This is a genomic window from Pontivivens nitratireducens (genome assembly GCF_014235845.1).
GTDB lineage: Bacteria > Pseudomonadota > Alphaproteobacteria > Rhodobacterales > Rhodobacteraceae > Pontivivens > Pontivivens nitratireducens.
Genome location: NZ_JACJUQ010000006.1, coordinates 34576 through 51113 on the forward strand (window position 1 = coordinate 34576; position 16538 = coordinate 51113).

The 16538-nt window shown below is 61.9% G+C and carries 18 protein-coding genes; 8 read left to right on the forward strand and 10 right to left on the reverse strand.

Annotation, left to right across the window (positions count from 1 at the left end; translation table 11 throughout):
• The first annotated feature begins 387 nt into the window (after window positions 1–387).
• From H1S03_RS08570 to dnaQ, 5 genes are read left to right on the forward strand one after another with little or no spacing between them, the layout of a single operon-like run.
• Window positions 388–1209 (forward strand): pyruvate, water dikinase regulatory protein, encoded by an 822-nt coding sequence (locus H1S03_RS08570; RefSeq protein WP_185804063.1) that lies wholly within the window; start codon window positions 388–390, stop codon window positions 1207–1209.
• Complete coding sequence (locus H1S03_RS08575) at window positions 1206–1802, forward strand: Maf family protein (RefSeq protein ID WP_185804064.1); 597 nt, start codon at window positions 1206–1208, stop codon at window positions 1800–1802. Before H1S03_RS08570 ends, H1S03_RS08575 begins: the two co-directional genes overlap by 4 nt.
• Entirely contained in the window at window positions 1799–2635 is an 837-nt protein-coding gene (locus H1S03_RS08580) for a shikimate dehydrogenase (protein ID WP_185804065.1), read from the forward strand. The genes H1S03_RS08575 and H1S03_RS08580 overlap by 4 nt, the downstream gene beginning before the upstream one ends.
• Window positions 2632–3228, forward strand: coding sequence for a dephospho-CoA kinase (gene coaE, locus H1S03_RS08585; protein ID WP_185804066.1), 597 nt, complete (start codon window positions 2632–2634; stop codon window positions 3226–3228). Before H1S03_RS08580 ends, coaE begins: the two co-directional genes overlap by 4 nt.
• On the forward strand, window positions 3221–3919 hold the full coding sequence (dnaQ, locus tag H1S03_RS08590; RefSeq protein ID WP_185804067.1) for a DNA polymerase III subunit epsilon: 699 nt from the start codon (window positions 3221–3223) through the stop codon (window positions 3917–3919). The genes coaE and dnaQ overlap by 8 nt, the downstream gene beginning before the upstream one ends.
• Window positions 3920–3974: 55 nt before the next feature.
• Here the strand turns inward: dnaQ and secB are convergent, their stop codons facing one another.
• Together secB and H1S03_RS08600 are read right to left on the reverse strand one after the other, a co-directional pair.
• On the reverse strand, window positions 3975–4487 hold the full coding sequence (secB, locus tag H1S03_RS08595; RefSeq protein ID WP_166188516.1) for a protein-export chaperone SecB: 513 nt from the start codon (window positions 4485–4487) through the stop codon (window positions 3975–3977).
• A 78-nt stretch (window positions 4488–4565) separates the two neighbouring features.
• On the reverse strand, window positions 4566–5051 hold the full coding sequence (locus H1S03_RS08600; protein WP_166188514.1) for an FxsA family protein: 486 nt from the start codon (window positions 5049–5051) through the stop codon (window positions 4566–4568).
• A gap of 130 nt (window positions 5052–5181) precedes the next feature.
• On the opposite strand from H1S03_RS08600, the gene H1S03_RS08605 reads away from it, so the two are divergent.
• The 3 genes from H1S03_RS08605 to H1S03_RS08615 are packed head-to-tail and all read left to right on the forward strand — an operon-like array spanning window position 5182 to window position 7499.
• Window positions 5182–5847, forward strand: a complete 666-nt coding sequence (locus H1S03_RS08605) for a Tim44/TimA family putative adaptor protein (protein WP_185804068.1) — start codon at window positions 5182–5184, stop codon at window positions 5845–5847.
• 4 nt (window positions 5848–5851) lie between these two features.
• Window positions 5852–6892, forward strand: a complete 1041-nt coding sequence (mltA, locus tag H1S03_RS08610) for a murein transglycosylase A (protein ID WP_166188510.1) — start codon at window positions 5852–5854, stop codon at window positions 6890–6892.
• 55 nt (window positions 6893–6947) lie between these two features.
• Complete coding sequence (locus H1S03_RS08615) at window positions 6948–7499, forward strand: Smr/MutS family protein (protein WP_347339218.1); 552 nt, start codon at window positions 6948–6950, stop codon at window positions 7497–7499.
• 45 nt (window positions 7500–7544) lie between these two features.
• On the opposite strand, the gene H1S03_RS08620 is transcribed toward H1S03_RS08615, so the two are convergent.
• The 8 genes from H1S03_RS08620 to H1S03_RS08655 all read right to left on the reverse strand — a co-directional run bounded on the left by H1S03_RS08620 (window position 7545) and on the right by H1S03_RS08655 (window position 16538).
• Window positions 7545–8489, reverse strand: coding sequence for a formylglycine-generating enzyme family protein (locus H1S03_RS08620; protein WP_185804070.1), 945 nt, complete (start codon window positions 8487–8489; stop codon window positions 7545–7547).
• 154 nt (window positions 8490–8643) lie between these two features.
• A complete protein-coding gene (locus H1S03_RS08625; RefSeq protein WP_185804071.1) occupies window positions 8644–10188 on the reverse strand; it encodes a sulfatase family protein in 1545 nt (514 codons plus the stop codon).
• A 63-nt stretch (window positions 10189–10251) separates the two neighbouring features.
• A complete protein-coding gene (locus H1S03_RS08630; protein WP_185804072.1) occupies window positions 10252–11208 on the reverse strand; it encodes an aliphatic sulfonate ABC transporter substrate-binding protein in 957 nt (318 codons plus the stop codon).
• Between the two features lie 43 nt (window positions 11209–11251).
• On the reverse strand, window positions 11252–12028 hold the full coding sequence (locus tag H1S03_RS08635) for an ABC transporter ATP-binding protein (RefSeq protein ID WP_185804073.1): 777 nt from the start codon (window positions 12026–12028) through the stop codon (window positions 11252–11254).
• A gap of 2 nt (window positions 12029–12030) precedes the next feature.
• A complete protein-coding gene (locus tag H1S03_RS08640) occupies window positions 12031–12825 on the reverse strand; it encodes an ABC transporter permease (RefSeq protein WP_185804074.1) in 795 nt (264 codons plus the stop codon).
• 16 nt (window positions 12826–12841) lie between these two features.
• Entirely contained in the window at window positions 12842–13984 is a 1143-nt protein-coding gene (locus H1S03_RS08645) for an ROK family protein (RefSeq protein WP_185804075.1), read from the reverse strand.
• Between the two features lie 315 nt (window positions 13985–14299).
• On the reverse strand, window positions 14300–15832 hold the full coding sequence (locus tag H1S03_RS08650; RefSeq protein WP_185804076.1) for a catalase: 1533 nt from the start codon (window positions 15830–15832) through the stop codon (window positions 14300–14302).
• A gap of 91 nt (window positions 15833–15923) precedes the next feature.
• A complete protein-coding gene (locus H1S03_RS08655; RefSeq protein WP_185804077.1) occupies window positions 15924–16538 on the reverse strand; it encodes a TetR/AcrR family transcriptional regulator in 615 nt (204 codons plus the stop codon).

Sequence of the window (16538 nt, forward strand, 5' to 3'; positions counted from 1 at the left end):
GTTTGTAGAAGGGCTGTGAAAGCTGGGGATTATCGACAGACGCATTTTCTTCCACATGGTTGTTAACACGAGAATCGATTCCACCGCCTGTGCAGGTGGTGAAGCTGAATACGAGAAAAATTGATAAACATTGAAATTACAGCAACTTATAAGGCAAATCTTCGACTTCGGTGTCACCGACTCAGATTGACTCTTTGAAATTCCCCACATCGGGGCGGAATGGCCCGATTTTATCCACAGCCCCGCGTTACAAACTGAAAAGCAGGTCCAGCCTGTGTAGCGTCTTGGGTGGAGCGCGTGTAAAACCCGCACGGTGCTTTTCTCCACAGCGCCGCACAGATATCCTCGACAGGTATATCCACGACTTTATCCACAGGATTGATGGCCTTGACCGAACAAAAACGGCTTACGCTGCACCTGATTTCCGATTCCACAGGCAATACGTTGGCTTCCGCCGCGCGTGCGACTGCGGTTCGATTCGAATTTGCGGACTTCACGACCGAGGAGAACGCCTTCGTTCGCACGCGTGAGCATATTTCCCATATCGTCGAGCAGATAACTCAACCGGCTCTGATCCTGCACACGCTGTCAGATGCGACATTGCAGGACCACCTGACCAACCTGGCGATGCAGCGAGGTATCGAGGCGGTCGGCGTTCTGGACACCACGGTACAGGCGATGGCGCGTCACCTCGGCGCGCCGGCGCGTTCCCAGCCCGGACAACAGCATCGTGTCGATCACAATTATAACGAGCGCATCGCCGCCTTGGATTTCGCTATGGCGCATGACGATGGCGTGGACCCTGACAGATTGCTGGCCGCGGATGTGATTGTCGTCGGTGTCAGTCGCAGCTCCAAGACGCCGACCTGTATCTACCTTGGCTATCAGGGCGTTCGGGCGGCCAACGTTCCCCTGGTGCTGGACGTTCCCGCGCCTCCCGGTCTGCTCGCCGCGATGGAGGCCGGGGTTCCGGTGATGGGTCTGGTCGTCAGTCCGGGTCGCCTCGCGCAGGTGCGCGCCCATCGTTTGGTGGCGCTGGATCGGGGTGGAACGCAGGGCTATGCCGATATCGACACCATAAGGTCCGAAGTCGCCGAGGCCAGATTGTTTTTCGAGCGTCACGATATCCCGGTGATCGACGTCAGCAGACGCTCGATCGAGGAAACCGCCGCGGCCATTCTGGTCGAGCTTAGAAAGCGTACATCATGACCCAGATCGTTCTCGCCTCAGGCTCGGTTGCGCGATCCGCGATGCTCGAACGGGCCGGCGTGGCCCACAGGATCGACGTGTCCCGCGTGGATGAGGATGCCGTGAAACGCGCCATGGCGGCCGAGGGCGCGCCCCCGCGCGACATCGCGGACAAATTGGCGGAGCTCAAGGGCCTGCGGGTTTCGGCACGCAATGGCGACGCACTGGTTCTGTCTGCGGATCAAATCCTCGTCTGCAAGGGGCAGATGTTCGACAAGCCGCGCGACACGGCAGACCTGCGTGAGCAGTTGCGGACATTGCGCGGGCAGTCCCACGAATTGCTGTCCGCAGCCGTCATCTGCGAGGGCGGACGGCCGGTCTGGCGTCATATCGGGCGGGCCCAGCTTATCATGCGTTCCTTTTCAGACACATATCTTGAGGAATATATCGCCGAGGGCGCTGCGGGATTGCTCGACACGGTGGGCGGATACAAACTTGAGGAAAAGGGCGCGCAGCTGTTCAGCCGCGTTCAGGGGGACTATTTCACCGTACTCGGTCTTCCCTTGCTCGAAGTTCTGGGGTTTTTACGCGCACGGGGAATATTGACGGAATGAAGACCACATCTCCGCCACTGGCCGGTGTCGTCGGATGGCCGATCGGCTATTCGCGCTCACCTGCCTTGCATGGCCATTGGCTGAAACGCTATGGCATTGCCGGATATTACATCCCGATGGACATCGCGCCGCAGGATTTCGAGAATGGCGTCCGCTCCCTGCCCCGCCTGGGGTTCCGGGGCATCAACGTCACCCTGCCCTACAAGCAGACGGTTCTGCCCTTGGCGGACAAGATCAGCGATCGCGCGGCCCTGATCGGTGCCGCGAACACGCTGATCTTTCGCGAGGATGGCGGCATCTACGCCGACAATACAGACGGCTACGGATTTATCGAGAACCTGCGTCAGAACGCCCCCGGCTGGTCGGCGCGCAACGGCCCCTGTCTGGTGCTGGGCGCGGGTGGGGCGGCCCGTGGTATCGTCTCCGCCCTGATAACGGAGGGGGCGCCGGAAATACGGATCGCGAACCGTACGCGCCAGCGGGCCGAAATCCTCAAGGATCAATACGGGGCGCGGATCAATGTGATCGACTGGAACCGGGCGGCGGATGCGATGGCCGGGGCGATGACGATCATCAACACCACGTCGCTTGGCATGGCGGGCCAACCGGAGCTGAACATCAGCTTCGCCGCGGCACCTGGATCGGCCATCGCGACGGATATCGTCTATAATCCACTGGTGACCCCCTTCCTGCGTGAGGCTGCATCCGCGGGGCTGGTCACGGTGGACGGGCTGGGCATGCTGTTGCACCAGGCTGTGCCGGGATTTCGCCAATGGTTCGATCATTCGCCAGAGGTTGACGCCGCCCTTCGCCAAGCCGTGTTGGCCGCATGATGGCGTATAGTATCGGGCTTACCGGCTCCATCGGTATGGGCAAATCCACGACAGCCAATCTGTTCGCGGTGGAGGGCGTGCCGACCTGGGATGCGGACGCGGTGGTTCACCGCCTTTATGCACCCGGCGGCGCGGCAGTCGCGCCGTTGCGGGCCATCGTTCCGAATGCCATTCGCGACAACGCCGTGGATCGCGAGCTGTTGCGGCAAGCGGTTCTGGCGGATCCCTCCCTGCTCAAAAAGGTGGAGGCGACGGTCCATCCGCTCGTCGCGACAGATCGCGCGAATTTTCTCGCCACCGCCACGGCAGCGATCGTGCTGTTCGACATCCCCCTTCTGTTCGAGACGGGGCAGGCCGGTCTCTATGACAGCGTGGTCGTCGCCAGCGCCCCCGCGCCGATCCAGCACGCACGTGTCCTGGAACGTCCCGGCATGACGGAGGAGGCATTTCAGGCTATCCTTGCAAAGCAGGTGCCGGATGCGGAAAAACGGGCGCGGGCCGATTACGTGATCGACACCTCGCGCGGCATCGAGGCGGCGCGCGATCAGGTGCGGGCCGTGCTGGGCGTCATAAGGGGCAAGTTGGATGCGTGAGATCGTGCTGGACACCGAAACCACCGGCCTCGACCCGCTGTCGGGTGATCGTGTGGTGGAAATCGGCGCGGTCGAATTGCTGAACCACATGCCGACCGGGCGAACCTATCACCAGTACATCAATCCTGAGCGTGACATGCCGGTCGAGGCGTTCAACGTGCACGGGTTGAGCATCGAATTCCTCAGCGACAAACCCGTGTTCAAGCAGATCGGGCAGGAATTTCTCGATTTCGTAGGCGACAGCAAGATGGTGATCCACAACGCCGCCTTCGATATGAAGTTCCTGAACGCGGAGCTGAAATGGATGGGGCTGCCGGGCCTGCCGCCGGCCCAGGCGACCGATACGCTCGCCATTGCGCGCAGCCGGTTTCCCGGAGCCCAGAATTCGCTCGATGCCCTGTGCCGCCGCTTTGGCATCGACAATTCCGCGCGAACGAAGCACGGCGCGCTGCTCGATTCCGAAATACTGGCCGAGGTATATCTGGAACTTGTCGGAGGACGGCAGCCGGACTTCACCCTGTCGGTGGTGCGGGGCGACATGTCCGACGATGGCGCGAACAGGGACTGGACCCCGCCGCCGCGTCCCACCGCCCTGCCCCCACGTATTACCGAAGCGGAGAGGCTGGCCTTCGACGGGTTCGTGCAGAAGCTGGGCGAGAACGCGTTCTGGAACGATTTCAGCACGCCCTAGGATAAAAGACGGCGCCGGTCCTACCGGCGCCGCCCCTGAATTATTCGCAAGTCGATCAGGCGGTGCCCGAATTGCCCTCGGATGCCTTTTGCGCCTGCTGGCGGCGCAGCAATTCATTGCGATACAACGCCATGAAGTCGATAGGATCGACATTGACCGGCGGGAAGCCGCCGTCGCGGGTCATGTCGCTAACGATGCGACGCGCGAACGGGAAGATCATCGTCGGGCACTGGATCAACAGGAACGGATGCATCTGGGCGGCGGGAACGTTCGAAATCTCGAACATGCCTGCATAGTCCAGCTCCATCAGGAAGACCGGCTTCTCATCCGATTCCGCATTGATCTTGAGCGTTAGGACGACCTCATAGATCTCGCTGTCTCCGACCTTCTTCGCGTCGAGGTTGACGCCAACCCGCACTTGCGGCGGGGAGGCGGGAACGACGCCCTTTTGTGCGGCGATGTTCTCGAACGAGACATCCTTGATATACTGATTGCGGATGCGGATCTGCGGCTGTGGGGCCTGCTGATCGGGTGTCGGGGCGGCTGTGCCCGTGGTCTCGTCGGTCATGACGGTCCTCGCTGGAATGTGGTCCTGTTCGGCACTGCGTTTATCAGAGCGGTCAGACCATAACAACGCCCGCAGCGATCAGTCGCCACGCTGGGTCCAGCCGGACGTACCGCGCGTCGCGTCGTCAGGGGGCAGGTCCACCTCGAACTCACCCTCGATCACATCGTCACGGGTGCGCGGTCCACGCCCGGCATCGCCGCCGCCGCGCGTCGCCGTGACCGTAACCCGTTTGGCCAACTCACGAATGACGGCATCGCGCACGAACGGAATCAGCAGGGCCAATCCGACGGCGTCGGTGAAAAATCCCGGCGTCAGCAGCACGATACCGGCGACCAGGATCAAGGCCCCATGCGCCAGCGGCCCGCGCGGATCGCCGCCGGATCGCAGGATCGTTTGAAGTCGGCGCAGCGCATCGCCCCCTTGCTGACGCAGCAGCCACGTGCCCACAAAGGCCGTGACAAGCACCGTTAGCAAGGTCGGAACCAGTCCGATCAGACCGCCGACCTGAATGAACAGGGCGATCTCGATAAGCGGCACTGCGATCAGCGCCAGAAAAATCCACATGTCTCGTCTCCTATCGGGGCGCGGCATCGTCACCGCATGGACTTGGCCCCGTTCGTTCCCTAGATATGCATTAACTTGGGTCTTGCCACCGGGTATTCAAAATGCCTGACAGAGGAAGAGAGATAAGACTATGAATTTGATGCCATTGCTCGTCCTCGCGGCCGTCGCGGTATTCCTGGTGCTCAAGCTGCGCAGCGTATTGGGCACGCGCACCGGGTTTGAGCCCAAGCCCGACAACCTGCCGCGCCCCCCGATGCGCGGCCCCGCACCCGATACCGGGTTCGAGGTGATCGAGGGCGACGGCAAGGATCGCGATATCGCAGATCACGTCGATCTGGACAGCGATGCCGGACAGGCGCTGATCCAGATGAAGCGGGTCGAGCCGGATTTCAGCGTGACGGAATTCATGTCCGGCTCCAAGCAGGCCTATGAGATGATCCTGATGGCCTATGAAAACGGCGATCTGAAAACGCTGGAGCAGTTTCTGGCCCCCGATGTCTATCGCGGCTTCGAGGAGGCGGTCGAGCAACGCGCAGAGGCCGGTTTGACAGTCGAGGCCCGCTTCGTCGGCGTGCGCGAGGTCAAGCTGAAGGACGCCCGCTTCGACGACATGGACAATGTCGCGGACATCGTCGTGCGGTTCGTGGGGGAGCTGACCTCCGTCGTGCGCAATGCCGAAGGTCAGGTGGTCGAGGGCGATCCGCAGGCGATCAAGCGTCAATCCGATGTCTGGACATTCTCGCGCGTCATGGGGTCCGAGAACCCGAACTGGCTGCTCGTCGCGACCGGAGCGTGAGGGGATGGCGTACCGCTCCCTGCTCGGTGCGCTGTCGCTGTGCGTCTTCGGTGCCATCGGCGCATATGCGCAGAGCATGATTCCGGTGTCCTATGACACCCTGTCCGGGTGGCAGGCTGACGATCACGAGGCCGCGCTGGAGACATTTCTGCGCAGTTGCCGCCGCACGTCCACCGGGGATCTGGTGCCCGATGATCACTGGGAGGCCCTGTGCCGCGCCGGAGAGGCCGCTCTGGACGCCCGCACCTTCTTTGAGGCAGCATTCCAGCCGATCGTGATCGAGGATGGCGGCGATCCGCTGTTCACCGGTTATTACGAGCCGGAATTGCAGGCGAGCGCCACCCGGACCGATCGGTTCAACTATCCCCTGTATCGCCGCCCGCCTGAGGTCGCGACCTCGCGTAACCCCTGGTTGACCCGCGAACAGATCGAGGGCGGAGCCCTGCACGGGCGCGGGTTGGAGATCGCATGGCTCGACGATCCGGTCGATGCGTTCTTCCTGCATGTGCAAGGTTCAGGCCGTCTGCTGTTGCAGGATGGTTCCATCCTGCGGTTGGGCTTCGGCGGGCGGAACAATCATCCCTATCGGTCCGTCGGCCGCTATATGGCGGATGAGGGTCTGCTGCCCCCGCACGGGGTGTCCGCACGGGGTATCAAGGCCTGGGTGCGCGAAAACGGCAGCGTGGGCCGTGCCGTCCTGAACGCAAATCCCAGTTATATCTTTTTTCGCGAGGTTCCGGGCCTGACCCGTCAGGATGGCCCGCAAGGTGCGATGGGCATTTCGCTGACCGCGATGCGCAGCGTGGCGGTGGACAATAGCTTCGTGCCGCTGGGATTGCCCGTCTGGTTGGAGACAGAGACGAGCGATGGCCCGCTGAAACGCCTGATGATCGCGCAGGATGTCGGCGCGGCGGTCAAGGGGGCGCAACGTGCGGATATCTTCTTCGGTTCCGGCAGCGCGGCCTATGCCCGGGCAGGTCAGCAGCGCGGCGATGGACGGCTGGTCGTGCTGATGCCCCGTGCCATGCTCGACGACGGGTCCTGAGGTGCCGCGGCGGCGCAGAAAACTGACACAGAACGAGCAGGAGCTGTGGGCGCGGGTGGCCGAAAGCCTGACTCCGCAAGATCGGGATCGACCGCCCTCGGACGGGAAGCCGCAAGTTCCACCGCCCCCCGATCATCTCGAACACCCCGATCCAGTCGAGCCGACATTCCGCGTTCCACGCAGCCTGCGGCCCGCCGGCCGTCCGTCCAAACCCGCCGCCCGGTTCGAGGCCGCCCCGGCACCGGGGCGCGAAGCCCTTGCCATGGACCGGCGCGCGTTCGAGCGTATGGTGCGGGGCCGGACCAGACCGCAGGCCCGCATCGACCTGCACGGGATGACAGCGGCCCATGCCCACGACGCGCTGCGCGGCTTCATCCTGCGCGCCCATGGCAACGGCACCCGGCTGGTTCTGGTCATCACGGGCAAGGGCAAGCGCGGCACCGACGATTCCATCATTCCCGAACGGCACGGCGTGCTGCGGCATCAGGTGCCGCAATGGTTGCGCCTGCCGCCGCTCAACGCGCTGGTCCTGCAAATCGCTCCGGCGCATCGCAGTCATGGCGGCGACGGGGCATATTACGTCTACCTCAGACGTGCCCGTGGGTGAGGGGCGGGAGGGTTTCCAGCCCTTCGCACAGTGTAGCGGCGCGTATCAGCGTTGCGCGGCGGCACGAACATCCAGTGCGACCCGGAAACCGGCATTGCCGGTTGAGCTGTCGGCATCGTTTCGTGTGCGCGAATGCACGTGATAGCGGTCGCAGTAACTTTCATGACAAAGATAGGATCCGCCCCGTTGGATGCGTGCGTTGCCGTCCAGGATGCTGACAGGATCGCGCAGCGGGAACGGCCCCTTGGGCGCGTGAGGGGTGTAGCTGTCGCGCGCCCACTCCCAGACATTGCCGCAGGTGTTGTACAACCCGTAGCCGTTGGGCGCGAACGCTGTCACGGGCGCAGTGCCCAGATAGCCATCTCCCTTGGTGTTTTCAGTCGGAAACCGGCCTTGCCAGATGTTCATGGCATGGCTGCCATTCGGCAACATGTCATTGCCCCACGGGAATTTCCTGTTCGCCAGACCGCCCCGTGCGGCGCATTCCCATTGCGCCTCCGTCGGCAGGTCGAGGCCGGCCCAGGTGCAATAGGCAAGCGCGTCGAACCAGGCGACATGGACGACAGGATGATCTTCGCGCTCGGCAACATCGCTGCCCGGCCCCTCGGGCGCGTACCAGCAGGCGCCATCAACCTTGCGCCACCAGGGCAGCCCCCTGGGGGATTGGGGAAACCGCGAAGCGTCGTCGAGAAGCAGGTGAAAAACGTAGGACCACCCCTCGATTTCCGCGACGGTGCGATATCCGGTGGTCTGTACGAAATGCGCGAACTCCGCATTTGTGCAGGCCGTGGCAGAGATGCGGAACGGGCTTAACCTGACCTTGCGCCGGGGGGCGTCGAAATCCTCGGAAAAGCGGGATCGACGTGCGCCCATGTCGAAAAATCCGCCATCAAGGGCGATCAGCTTGTCGCGCAGCTCCACGCGCAGCTCCTGCGGTGCGGCAGGTAAGGCCAGCGCTGCCTTCATGTAAGGCGCGGTGTCCGTCGACATTCCTGAATTTATGCTGCAACAGCCTGTCACGATAGCCCCCCGGTTTACTTCGAGCGGCTCTTCATTTCCGATCCGCGCATGTAGTGAAGTTCGGGACGATACACGTGACGCCGTTTCCGGGCCAGCAACCGCCTGAGATGGTGGAGCAGTCCTCTCATGCTGCCCCCCCGTTCAATCCGGCCAGCACGGTGGCGGTGTCATGGCGGGGTGTATCGCCGATTTCGGCCATCTTCGCATCCAGCCGGGACAGCATGTCGGCAAAGACCCCGGCATGCGCGGGATCGCGTGCCAGATTCTTCAACTCGTTCGGGTCCTCCTGGCAGTCGAACAACTCCCACTCGGGCGGGGCGTCGCCGTCGTTCGCACCTGCCTGCCCCAACCCCTCATTGTACCAGTAGATCAGCTTGTAGCGGTCCGACCGGACGCCGTAATGCGCATAGGCATTGTGGATATCGTCCATGTTCATCCAGTAGCGGTGATAGGCCACGTCCTGCCACCCGTCACCGGCCTGACCCTCAAAAAGCGGGCGCAGGCTGACGCCCTGCATATAGGTCGGGATCGGCGCGCAGCCGTAATCGAGGAAGGTCGGCGCGAAATCCACATTGGTCGCGATCTCATCCGCGACCGCACCGGCGCGGATTCCCGCCGGATAGCGTATGAGGAACGGCATCTGCAGCGATTCCTCGTACATGAAACGCTTGTCGAACCAGCCATGTTCGCCAAGAAAGAAGCCCTGATCCGAGGTGTAGATCACGATCGTGTTTTCGGTCAGGTCGTTCGTGTCGAGCCAGTCCAGCATCCGCCCGACATTGTCGTCGATGCAGGCGATGGTGCGCAGATAGCGTTTGATGTAGCGCTGGTATTTGAACAGGTCGAGCTGACGCTTGCTGTCGAAGGTATAGCGCTCGGCGGTCTTGCGGTCGATCAGCACCAGTCCCGTGTGGTCGTCGGGCACCTTGCGCATGTCGGTGCCGGGCTTTTCCCTTTCGCCAACCTCGTCACCGCCTTCGGGCAACACGAGGCCCAGATCCTCATAGGTCAGGTCCTGCCGCACGCGCATTTTGGCGGCAGCAGCGGCGGCGGCGCGGTTCGCGTAATCGTCATCATAGGTTTCGGGAACGGGCAGATCGTCGGTATAAAGTCCGTCATAGCGCGGATGCGGCACGAAGGGGCGGTGCGGCGCCTTGTGGTGGCACATCAGGAAAAACGGCTTGTCCGGGTCGCGGGCTTTCAGAAAATTCAGGCACTTGTCGGTAATGATGTCGGTGGCATAGCCTGGCTCGATTTTCGGGCCGTCCGGTCCGATCATCTCAGGGTCGAAGTAATCGCCCTGTCCGGGCAGAACCGACCATTCATCGAAGCCGGTGGGCTGATGCGTCGGTCCCTCGCCCAGATGCCACTTTCCAAACATTGCCGTCTGATAGCCCGACGATCGCAAGTGCTTGGCCACATTGGGCAGGCGGTTGTCCAGATGGGTGTCGAGTGTCGTGACCAGATTCACATGGTTATGCGTGCCGGTCAGGATCGCCGCGCGCGATGGCGTGCAGATCGAATTGGTGACGTAGCAATGATCCAGGCGCATCCCCTCCTCGGCCAGCCGGTCGATATTCGGGGTGCTGTTCAGCCCCGACCCATAGGCCGAGATCGCGTTGGCGGCGTGATCGTCGCACATGATGAACAGAATATTGGGCCGCGTCATGGGGTGCCTCGTCTCGTCTCGGGATGGTCGGGCCCGCCGCGCGGGCGGGTCCGGCCGTCTTTGTCATTCCGCGTAAAGATCGCCAAGATAGAATTCCGAAGCCGGAAGCGGATTCTCGATCTTTCCGAACTGGGCATACAGATCCGCCAGCGTTCCGAACCAGTTTGCGACCTGGCCACCACGGCTCAATTCCTCATATTCGGCACTGGTGGGCAGGCGGGCGAGCTGGCTCTCCGCCAGAAGCGGCGCTTCGGGAACGTTCAGGAATTCCGCTGTGATGGAGACAGACTGCTCCGGGTTTTCGACGCGGAAGTCGTTGGCCTCCTTGATGACGGCGATGACCTTGCGGATCACGTCTTCGTTGCCTGCCATACCATCGCTGACGATGAACGAGGACGGAAAGGCGATCTCGGGGAAGAACTCCTCGTTCGAGGACAACTCGTTCAAATCGGGAACCCGCTGCCGGGCAACATCGACGAACGGATACCAGATGCCTGCCGCGTCGATCTGACCCGAGGAGAAAGCAGTCACGACGGTTGACGGATCCATCGTCACCACGTCGATATCATCCAGGCTCATGCCCGCCTCAGCCAGCGCCAGCCGCAACAGCATGTCACCAGAGGTGCCTTCGGGCACGCCAACCGTCTTGCCCTCAAGGTCTTCGATGCTGTCGATGCCGGGCTGGGCGATCACCCGGTCGGTATAGCCGAGCGCGTTGGGCGCGATCACCTTCGCCTGCCCCGAGGCCGGCAGCCACAGCGCCCCCGGTCCGATATAGGCGAAGTCGAGCGAGCCTGCGTTCAGTGCCTGAACCTGGATCGGACCGTTGGTGAACACCTTCAGGTCGGCATCGAGTCCATGCTTTTCCCACAGGCCCTGATCGGTCGCGATCGCCGCGATCGAGGTGCCGAAATAGTCCGCGATATAGCCCATGCGGATTTCGTCCGGATCCTGTGCGAATACTGGCGCGGCAAAAGCCAGTGCGGCAAAGGCCGCGAGGGTTGTACGTCTGGTAAGCATCTTGGGTCTCCTCCTTGTTGATTTTGGCTTGTTGATATCTTGGTCAGGCCGCCTCGGTGTCGCGGTGATAGACAGCGCGCCACACGCGATTGCGGATTTCTGCGAACTCGGGCGAGAGACGAACCTCGTCGTCGCGCGGAAATGGAAGATCGACGTTGATAATTTCCTGTAGACGTCCGGGATTGGCCGCCAGAACGATGACACGGTGGGCGATATAAACCGCCTCATCCACGTCATGGGTGATGAACATGACGGTGCGCTTGTCCTTGGACCACGTCTCCAGCAGCTGGTTTTGAAGTTTCACCCGCGTCAGCGCGTCCAGCGCGCCGAAGGGTTCGTCCATCAACAGGACGGTGGGGTTCACCGCATATGCCCTCGCGATGGCGCATCGCTGCTTCATGCCGCCCGACAGGGTCTTGGGATAGGAGTCCGCGAAATCGGCCAGCCCGACCAGCCCGAGGTAATGCATGGCACGTTGGCGGCGCTCGACCTTGCCCAGCTTTTGAAGTTTCAGCCCGAACTCGACATTTTCGCGGACTGTCATCCACGGAAACAAGGCGTATTGCTGAAAGATCACGCCCCGGTCCGGGCCCGGTCGCGACACTGGTTTGCCATCCACCAGAACTTCGCCCGAGGATTGCGACATCAGGCCGGCGACCATGTTCATCGCCGTGGACTTGCCGCAGCCGGACGGGCCGACAACGGTCACGATCTCTCCGTCGTCGATGTCGAATGTCAGGTTCTGGATCGCGGTGAACGCATTCGCGCCCGCGCCGAACACCTTGGCGACGTTGCGAAAGGATATCTTTGCCTCGGCCATGGTCAGACCCTCTCCTGCCAATGTGTCAGCCGTTCTTCGACGCGCACGACGACCCGGTCCATGATCAGACCCAGGATGCCGATGGCGACGAGGCTGACGAAAATCGTGGGCAGGTCGTAGTAGAGCTGCGCCTGCTGCATGCGAAATCCCAGTCCCGACTGCGCTGCGATCAACTCCGCCGCGACCACGGTGGCCCAGGCCGAACCCAGACCGATGCGGAATCCCACCAGAATGAACGGGGTTGAGGCGGGGATGATCACGCGCGCGAAGATCGTGCCGTCGCTAGCCCCCAGCACGCGCGCCGCGTTGATGTAGGTCTTGTCCACGCTGATGACCCCCTGGTAGGTCGAGACGACAGCCGACAGAAACGCCGCCAGGAAAATCACGAAGATCTTGGGCGTTTCATCTATCCCCATGGTCACGATGGCCAGAGGGATGATCGCCAGCGGCGGGATCACGCGAAAGAACTGGATCCACGGGTCGATGAGCGCGCGCGCGATGTTGTACCAGCCCATCAGAAAGCCGACCGGCACGGCGAGGATCGACCCCAGAGCAAAGCCGATCAGCACCCGTCGCAGCGAGGCATACATGTCCAGCCACAGTTGCCCGTCGATGCCCAGTTCGATCAACCGTGTCAGAACGGACCAGGGGGTCGGCAATTCCGAGAATCCGGCCACCGTTGCCAGCCACCACAGGCCGATCCCGCCGGCAAACGACAATGCGGCCCAGAACAGGTTTCCGGGTGCCCACCGTCTGTTTCCGGGTTCGGAGACTGCTATATCGCTGACGACACTCATCTGTTTCTCCGTCCGGTCAGGTCTGCGGGGCCAGTTGGGACATGGGCTGCGCAAATGCCGGTCCCCCGCTGTAAAAGAAGGACTCAAGCGCCACACAGGCCGCGCCGCTGGCACCTGCCGGGCCGGGCAGGCTGGTGCGCCCGATCTTCAGCCGCTCGCGCTGCTGGGGCATGACCCGCGGCGCCAGATCGCGCCGCAGATCATTCAGAAACGCGTCCGGTGCGGTGTTCAAATCGCCCCCCAGAACAACCCTTTCCGGGCCGAGAAGCGTAACAGTGGTGGACAAGGCCTGAAGCAAATATTCGTAGATCGTCGGCCAGTCATCCGTCCGCATCGCAGCGGCCACCAGATCGGGCCGTGCGATATCCGGATCGCCGACAAGCTGCCGCAACGGTTGCTCGGAGAAATAGCGCTCCAGACAACCGTGCCCGCCGCAGCGGCATGACGGCCCGCCCGGATTGACGGCGACATGGCCGATTTCGACCGGTGAGCAGCGTTCGCCCGGGCCGGTCTGGGCAAACCCGGCACCCAGACCCTGTCCGAGGAACAGATGCAGGATGCTCTCGGCCTCACGCCCATCGCCATAGCGTGCCTCTGCCATCGCGATGGCGGTGGCGTTGTGCTCTATGACCACGGGCAGTCCCAACAAGGACTCGAACGCTTGCGCGAATGCCACGTTCTTCCACCCGGCGAGGACGGAATGGATGTTGATCCGCTTCGTGTCATCGACGCTGCCCGGAACGCCGACGCCGACGCCGAGGATCTTGAGGTTCGCGGAACTTGCCTCCTGCATGACCTCGTTCGACAGGCGGACCGCCACGTCGATTATGCTTTCTATCGGATCGGAAAGATCGAACCCGGCGGAGCGGACAGGACCGCCGTTCAGCATCAGGTCAAACAATGCAACCTGCGCCTGCCCGGCCCCCAGATGGATGGCCAGCACCCGATAGGCATCAGGATTGAGCGACAGTGAAACAGGCGGGCGGCCAACCGAATGCCCTTGCAGCGCATATTCCCCGACCAGACCGGCGGCATGCAGCTGTGCGGTGATCTTCGTTACACCCGCCGAGGAGATTCTGGTCTGCCGGGCCAGCTCCGCCCGTGAGAGCGGGCCGGCATCACGCAAGCGTGTCAGTATTTCACCCGTCCCGTTCCTCACGCTGCATTTCCTTCTATATATTTACTTAGTAAGGAAACTAATAAGAGCGTTCGGAATAAGTCAACCCCGTCGCGAACAGCGTCCTTGAGATCCGTTGGAATCACAGGCGATCCTGACTCCCATACGGGGAGTCTGCATGGCCGAGCGTAAAATTCAGGGGACTGGCCGCGGAGCCAGATGCTACCGGGATCGGGGGGATTTCGGGTTTTGCTGGAACGTCATGCCGATTCGGCACGTCTGTTTGCATCCCGATATGCCGTATACTCGTGTGGAGTGCAGCAGCGGAGCCATCAGGCCCCGCTGCCGCGATAGCGTTTATTCAGCGGCGTGTCTGGCGCTGATGCTTTCGGCAGATGCAAGTCCGGGTGCGTCGGACGCCCCGCCCAGCTTCTCACGAACCATTGCCTCTACCTTGTCACCGGTTTCGCGATCTACGTTCCGCCAGTATTCAAAGGCGCGCTGAAGCACCTTCTCACTGACCCCGTCGCACAAGTGACCGGCGATGTTCGAGACCAGACGGTCGCGCGCGGCGTCGTCCATCACGTTGCGGACCAGATTTCCGGCCTGGCTCCAATCGTCATCATCCTCGCGCAGGGTATAGGCCTGGCGGACCATGTCACCATCCGTATGCCACAGACCGGCCTCGGGGCCGGGTTCGGGCTGGGCCGAGGGGCCACCATATGAATTCGGCGCATAGACCGGATCGGAGGCAAGCTCGGTGCGTCCGGCCCCGTCCTTGGAATAGCTGTGAACGGGGGATTGCGGTTTGTTCACCGGAATCTGCTTGTAGTTCACACCCAACCGCGCCCGGTGCGCGTCGGCGTAGGAAAAGCCCCGCGCCAGCAACATCTTGTCCGGCGACAGGCCGACACCCGGCACCATGTTGTTCGGCTCGAATGCGAGCTGTTCGATCTGGGTATGGAAATCGGTCGGGTTGCGGTTCAGCGTCAGCTTTCCAACCTCGATCAGCGGATAATCCGCGTGTGGCCATACCTTGGTCAGATCGAACGGGTTCAGATGATAGGTCTTGGCATCCTCATAGGGCATGATCTGCCACTTGAGCGTCCAGCTGGGGTGATCTCCCTTCTGAATCGCGTTGAACAGATCGCGGCGGTGGAAATCACCATCGGCCCCCGCCAGCTTGTCAGCTTCTTCCTGGCTGAGATAGGCGTTGTCGTCGCCCTGATCGGTATGGAAATGGAACTTGACCCAGAACTTTTCCCCCTCGGCATTCACCAGGGAATAGGTGTGGCTGGAATAGCCGTTCATTTCGCGCCAGGTTTTCGGGATCCCCCGGTCGCCCATGAGATAGGTGACCTGATGGGCGCTTTCGGGCGACAATGTCCAGAAATCCCACTGCATGTCATGATCGCGCATGTTGTTGTCCGCGCGGCGTTTCTGACTGCGGATGAAGTGCTGGAACTTGAGCGGATCGCGCACGAAGAAGATGGGCGTGTTGTTTCCGACCATGTCGAAATTGCCGTCTTCGGTATACATCTTGACCGAGAAGCCGCGCGGGTCGCGCCAGGTGTCCGGGCTGCCACGCTCACCTGCTACGGTCGAGAAGCGCATCGCCACATCGCATTTCGCGCCGGGCTGGAAAATCTTGGCCTTGGTATAGCGGGAGACATCCTGCGTGGTCTCAAACGTTCCGAAACCGCCGCTGCCCTTCGCGTGCGGCTGACGCTCGGGAATGCGTTCCCGGTTGAAGTTCGCCATCTGCTCCAGAAGGTAGTGATCGTGCAGGACAATCGGGCCATCGGGTCCGATCGTAAGCGAGTGTTCATCGCTTTGGACACGGATGCCCGCATCCGTGGTGGTGTTTGGGTCATCCTTGGGATGTGTCATGTATTTCTCCGAAATTGAATTGTGTCATAATGCAGAAGGCGGCGGATCTGGCGGCTCCATCCTTATAAAACTGTGCCCATTTCACGGGTCTTCAACCGTTTTGACGGGTGGTAAGATCGCGTTGCTTCCTCATCCTGCCGGTAAGCACCGCGACAGCCTCATCAAATCTGGCGGGGTTGTTCTCCGCCCGCGCGCAAAGCTGTGCACCTTCCAGAACGGCGAGAGTGGCTGGGGCCTCCGCTTCCGGATCGGTGACGCTGGCGATGGTGCCGTCCGATTGACCCAACGCATATGTCGCCGCGATCCATGTGCGCATCATCCGGCGAAAGCCCGCGATCCGGTCTATGACATCGGCCGACAGATGTTCACGGCTGATCGAGAAGGCAACGCACAGGCAAACGCGTTCGCCCGCGCCATGCGCCTGTCGGTAGCGGTCGATCAGGGCGATCATGCGGGCGCTGCCTGTTTCGTGGCTGGCATCTATTTGCGCGCATATCTCTTCGAAATTCTCGTGATATCGCTGCATCAAAGCCGCCGAAAGGACCGCCTTTCTGGGGAAGTGATAGTGGATGCTGGCCGTGCGGATACCCACGTCCCTTGCCAGATCGGCGTAGCTGAATCCGTCAAACCCCCGGCTGCGTGCGGCATGTTCGGCGGAATCGAGCAGTTCGGCTCTGCGATCCTTTGAGGCGGATCTGTCAGTCAT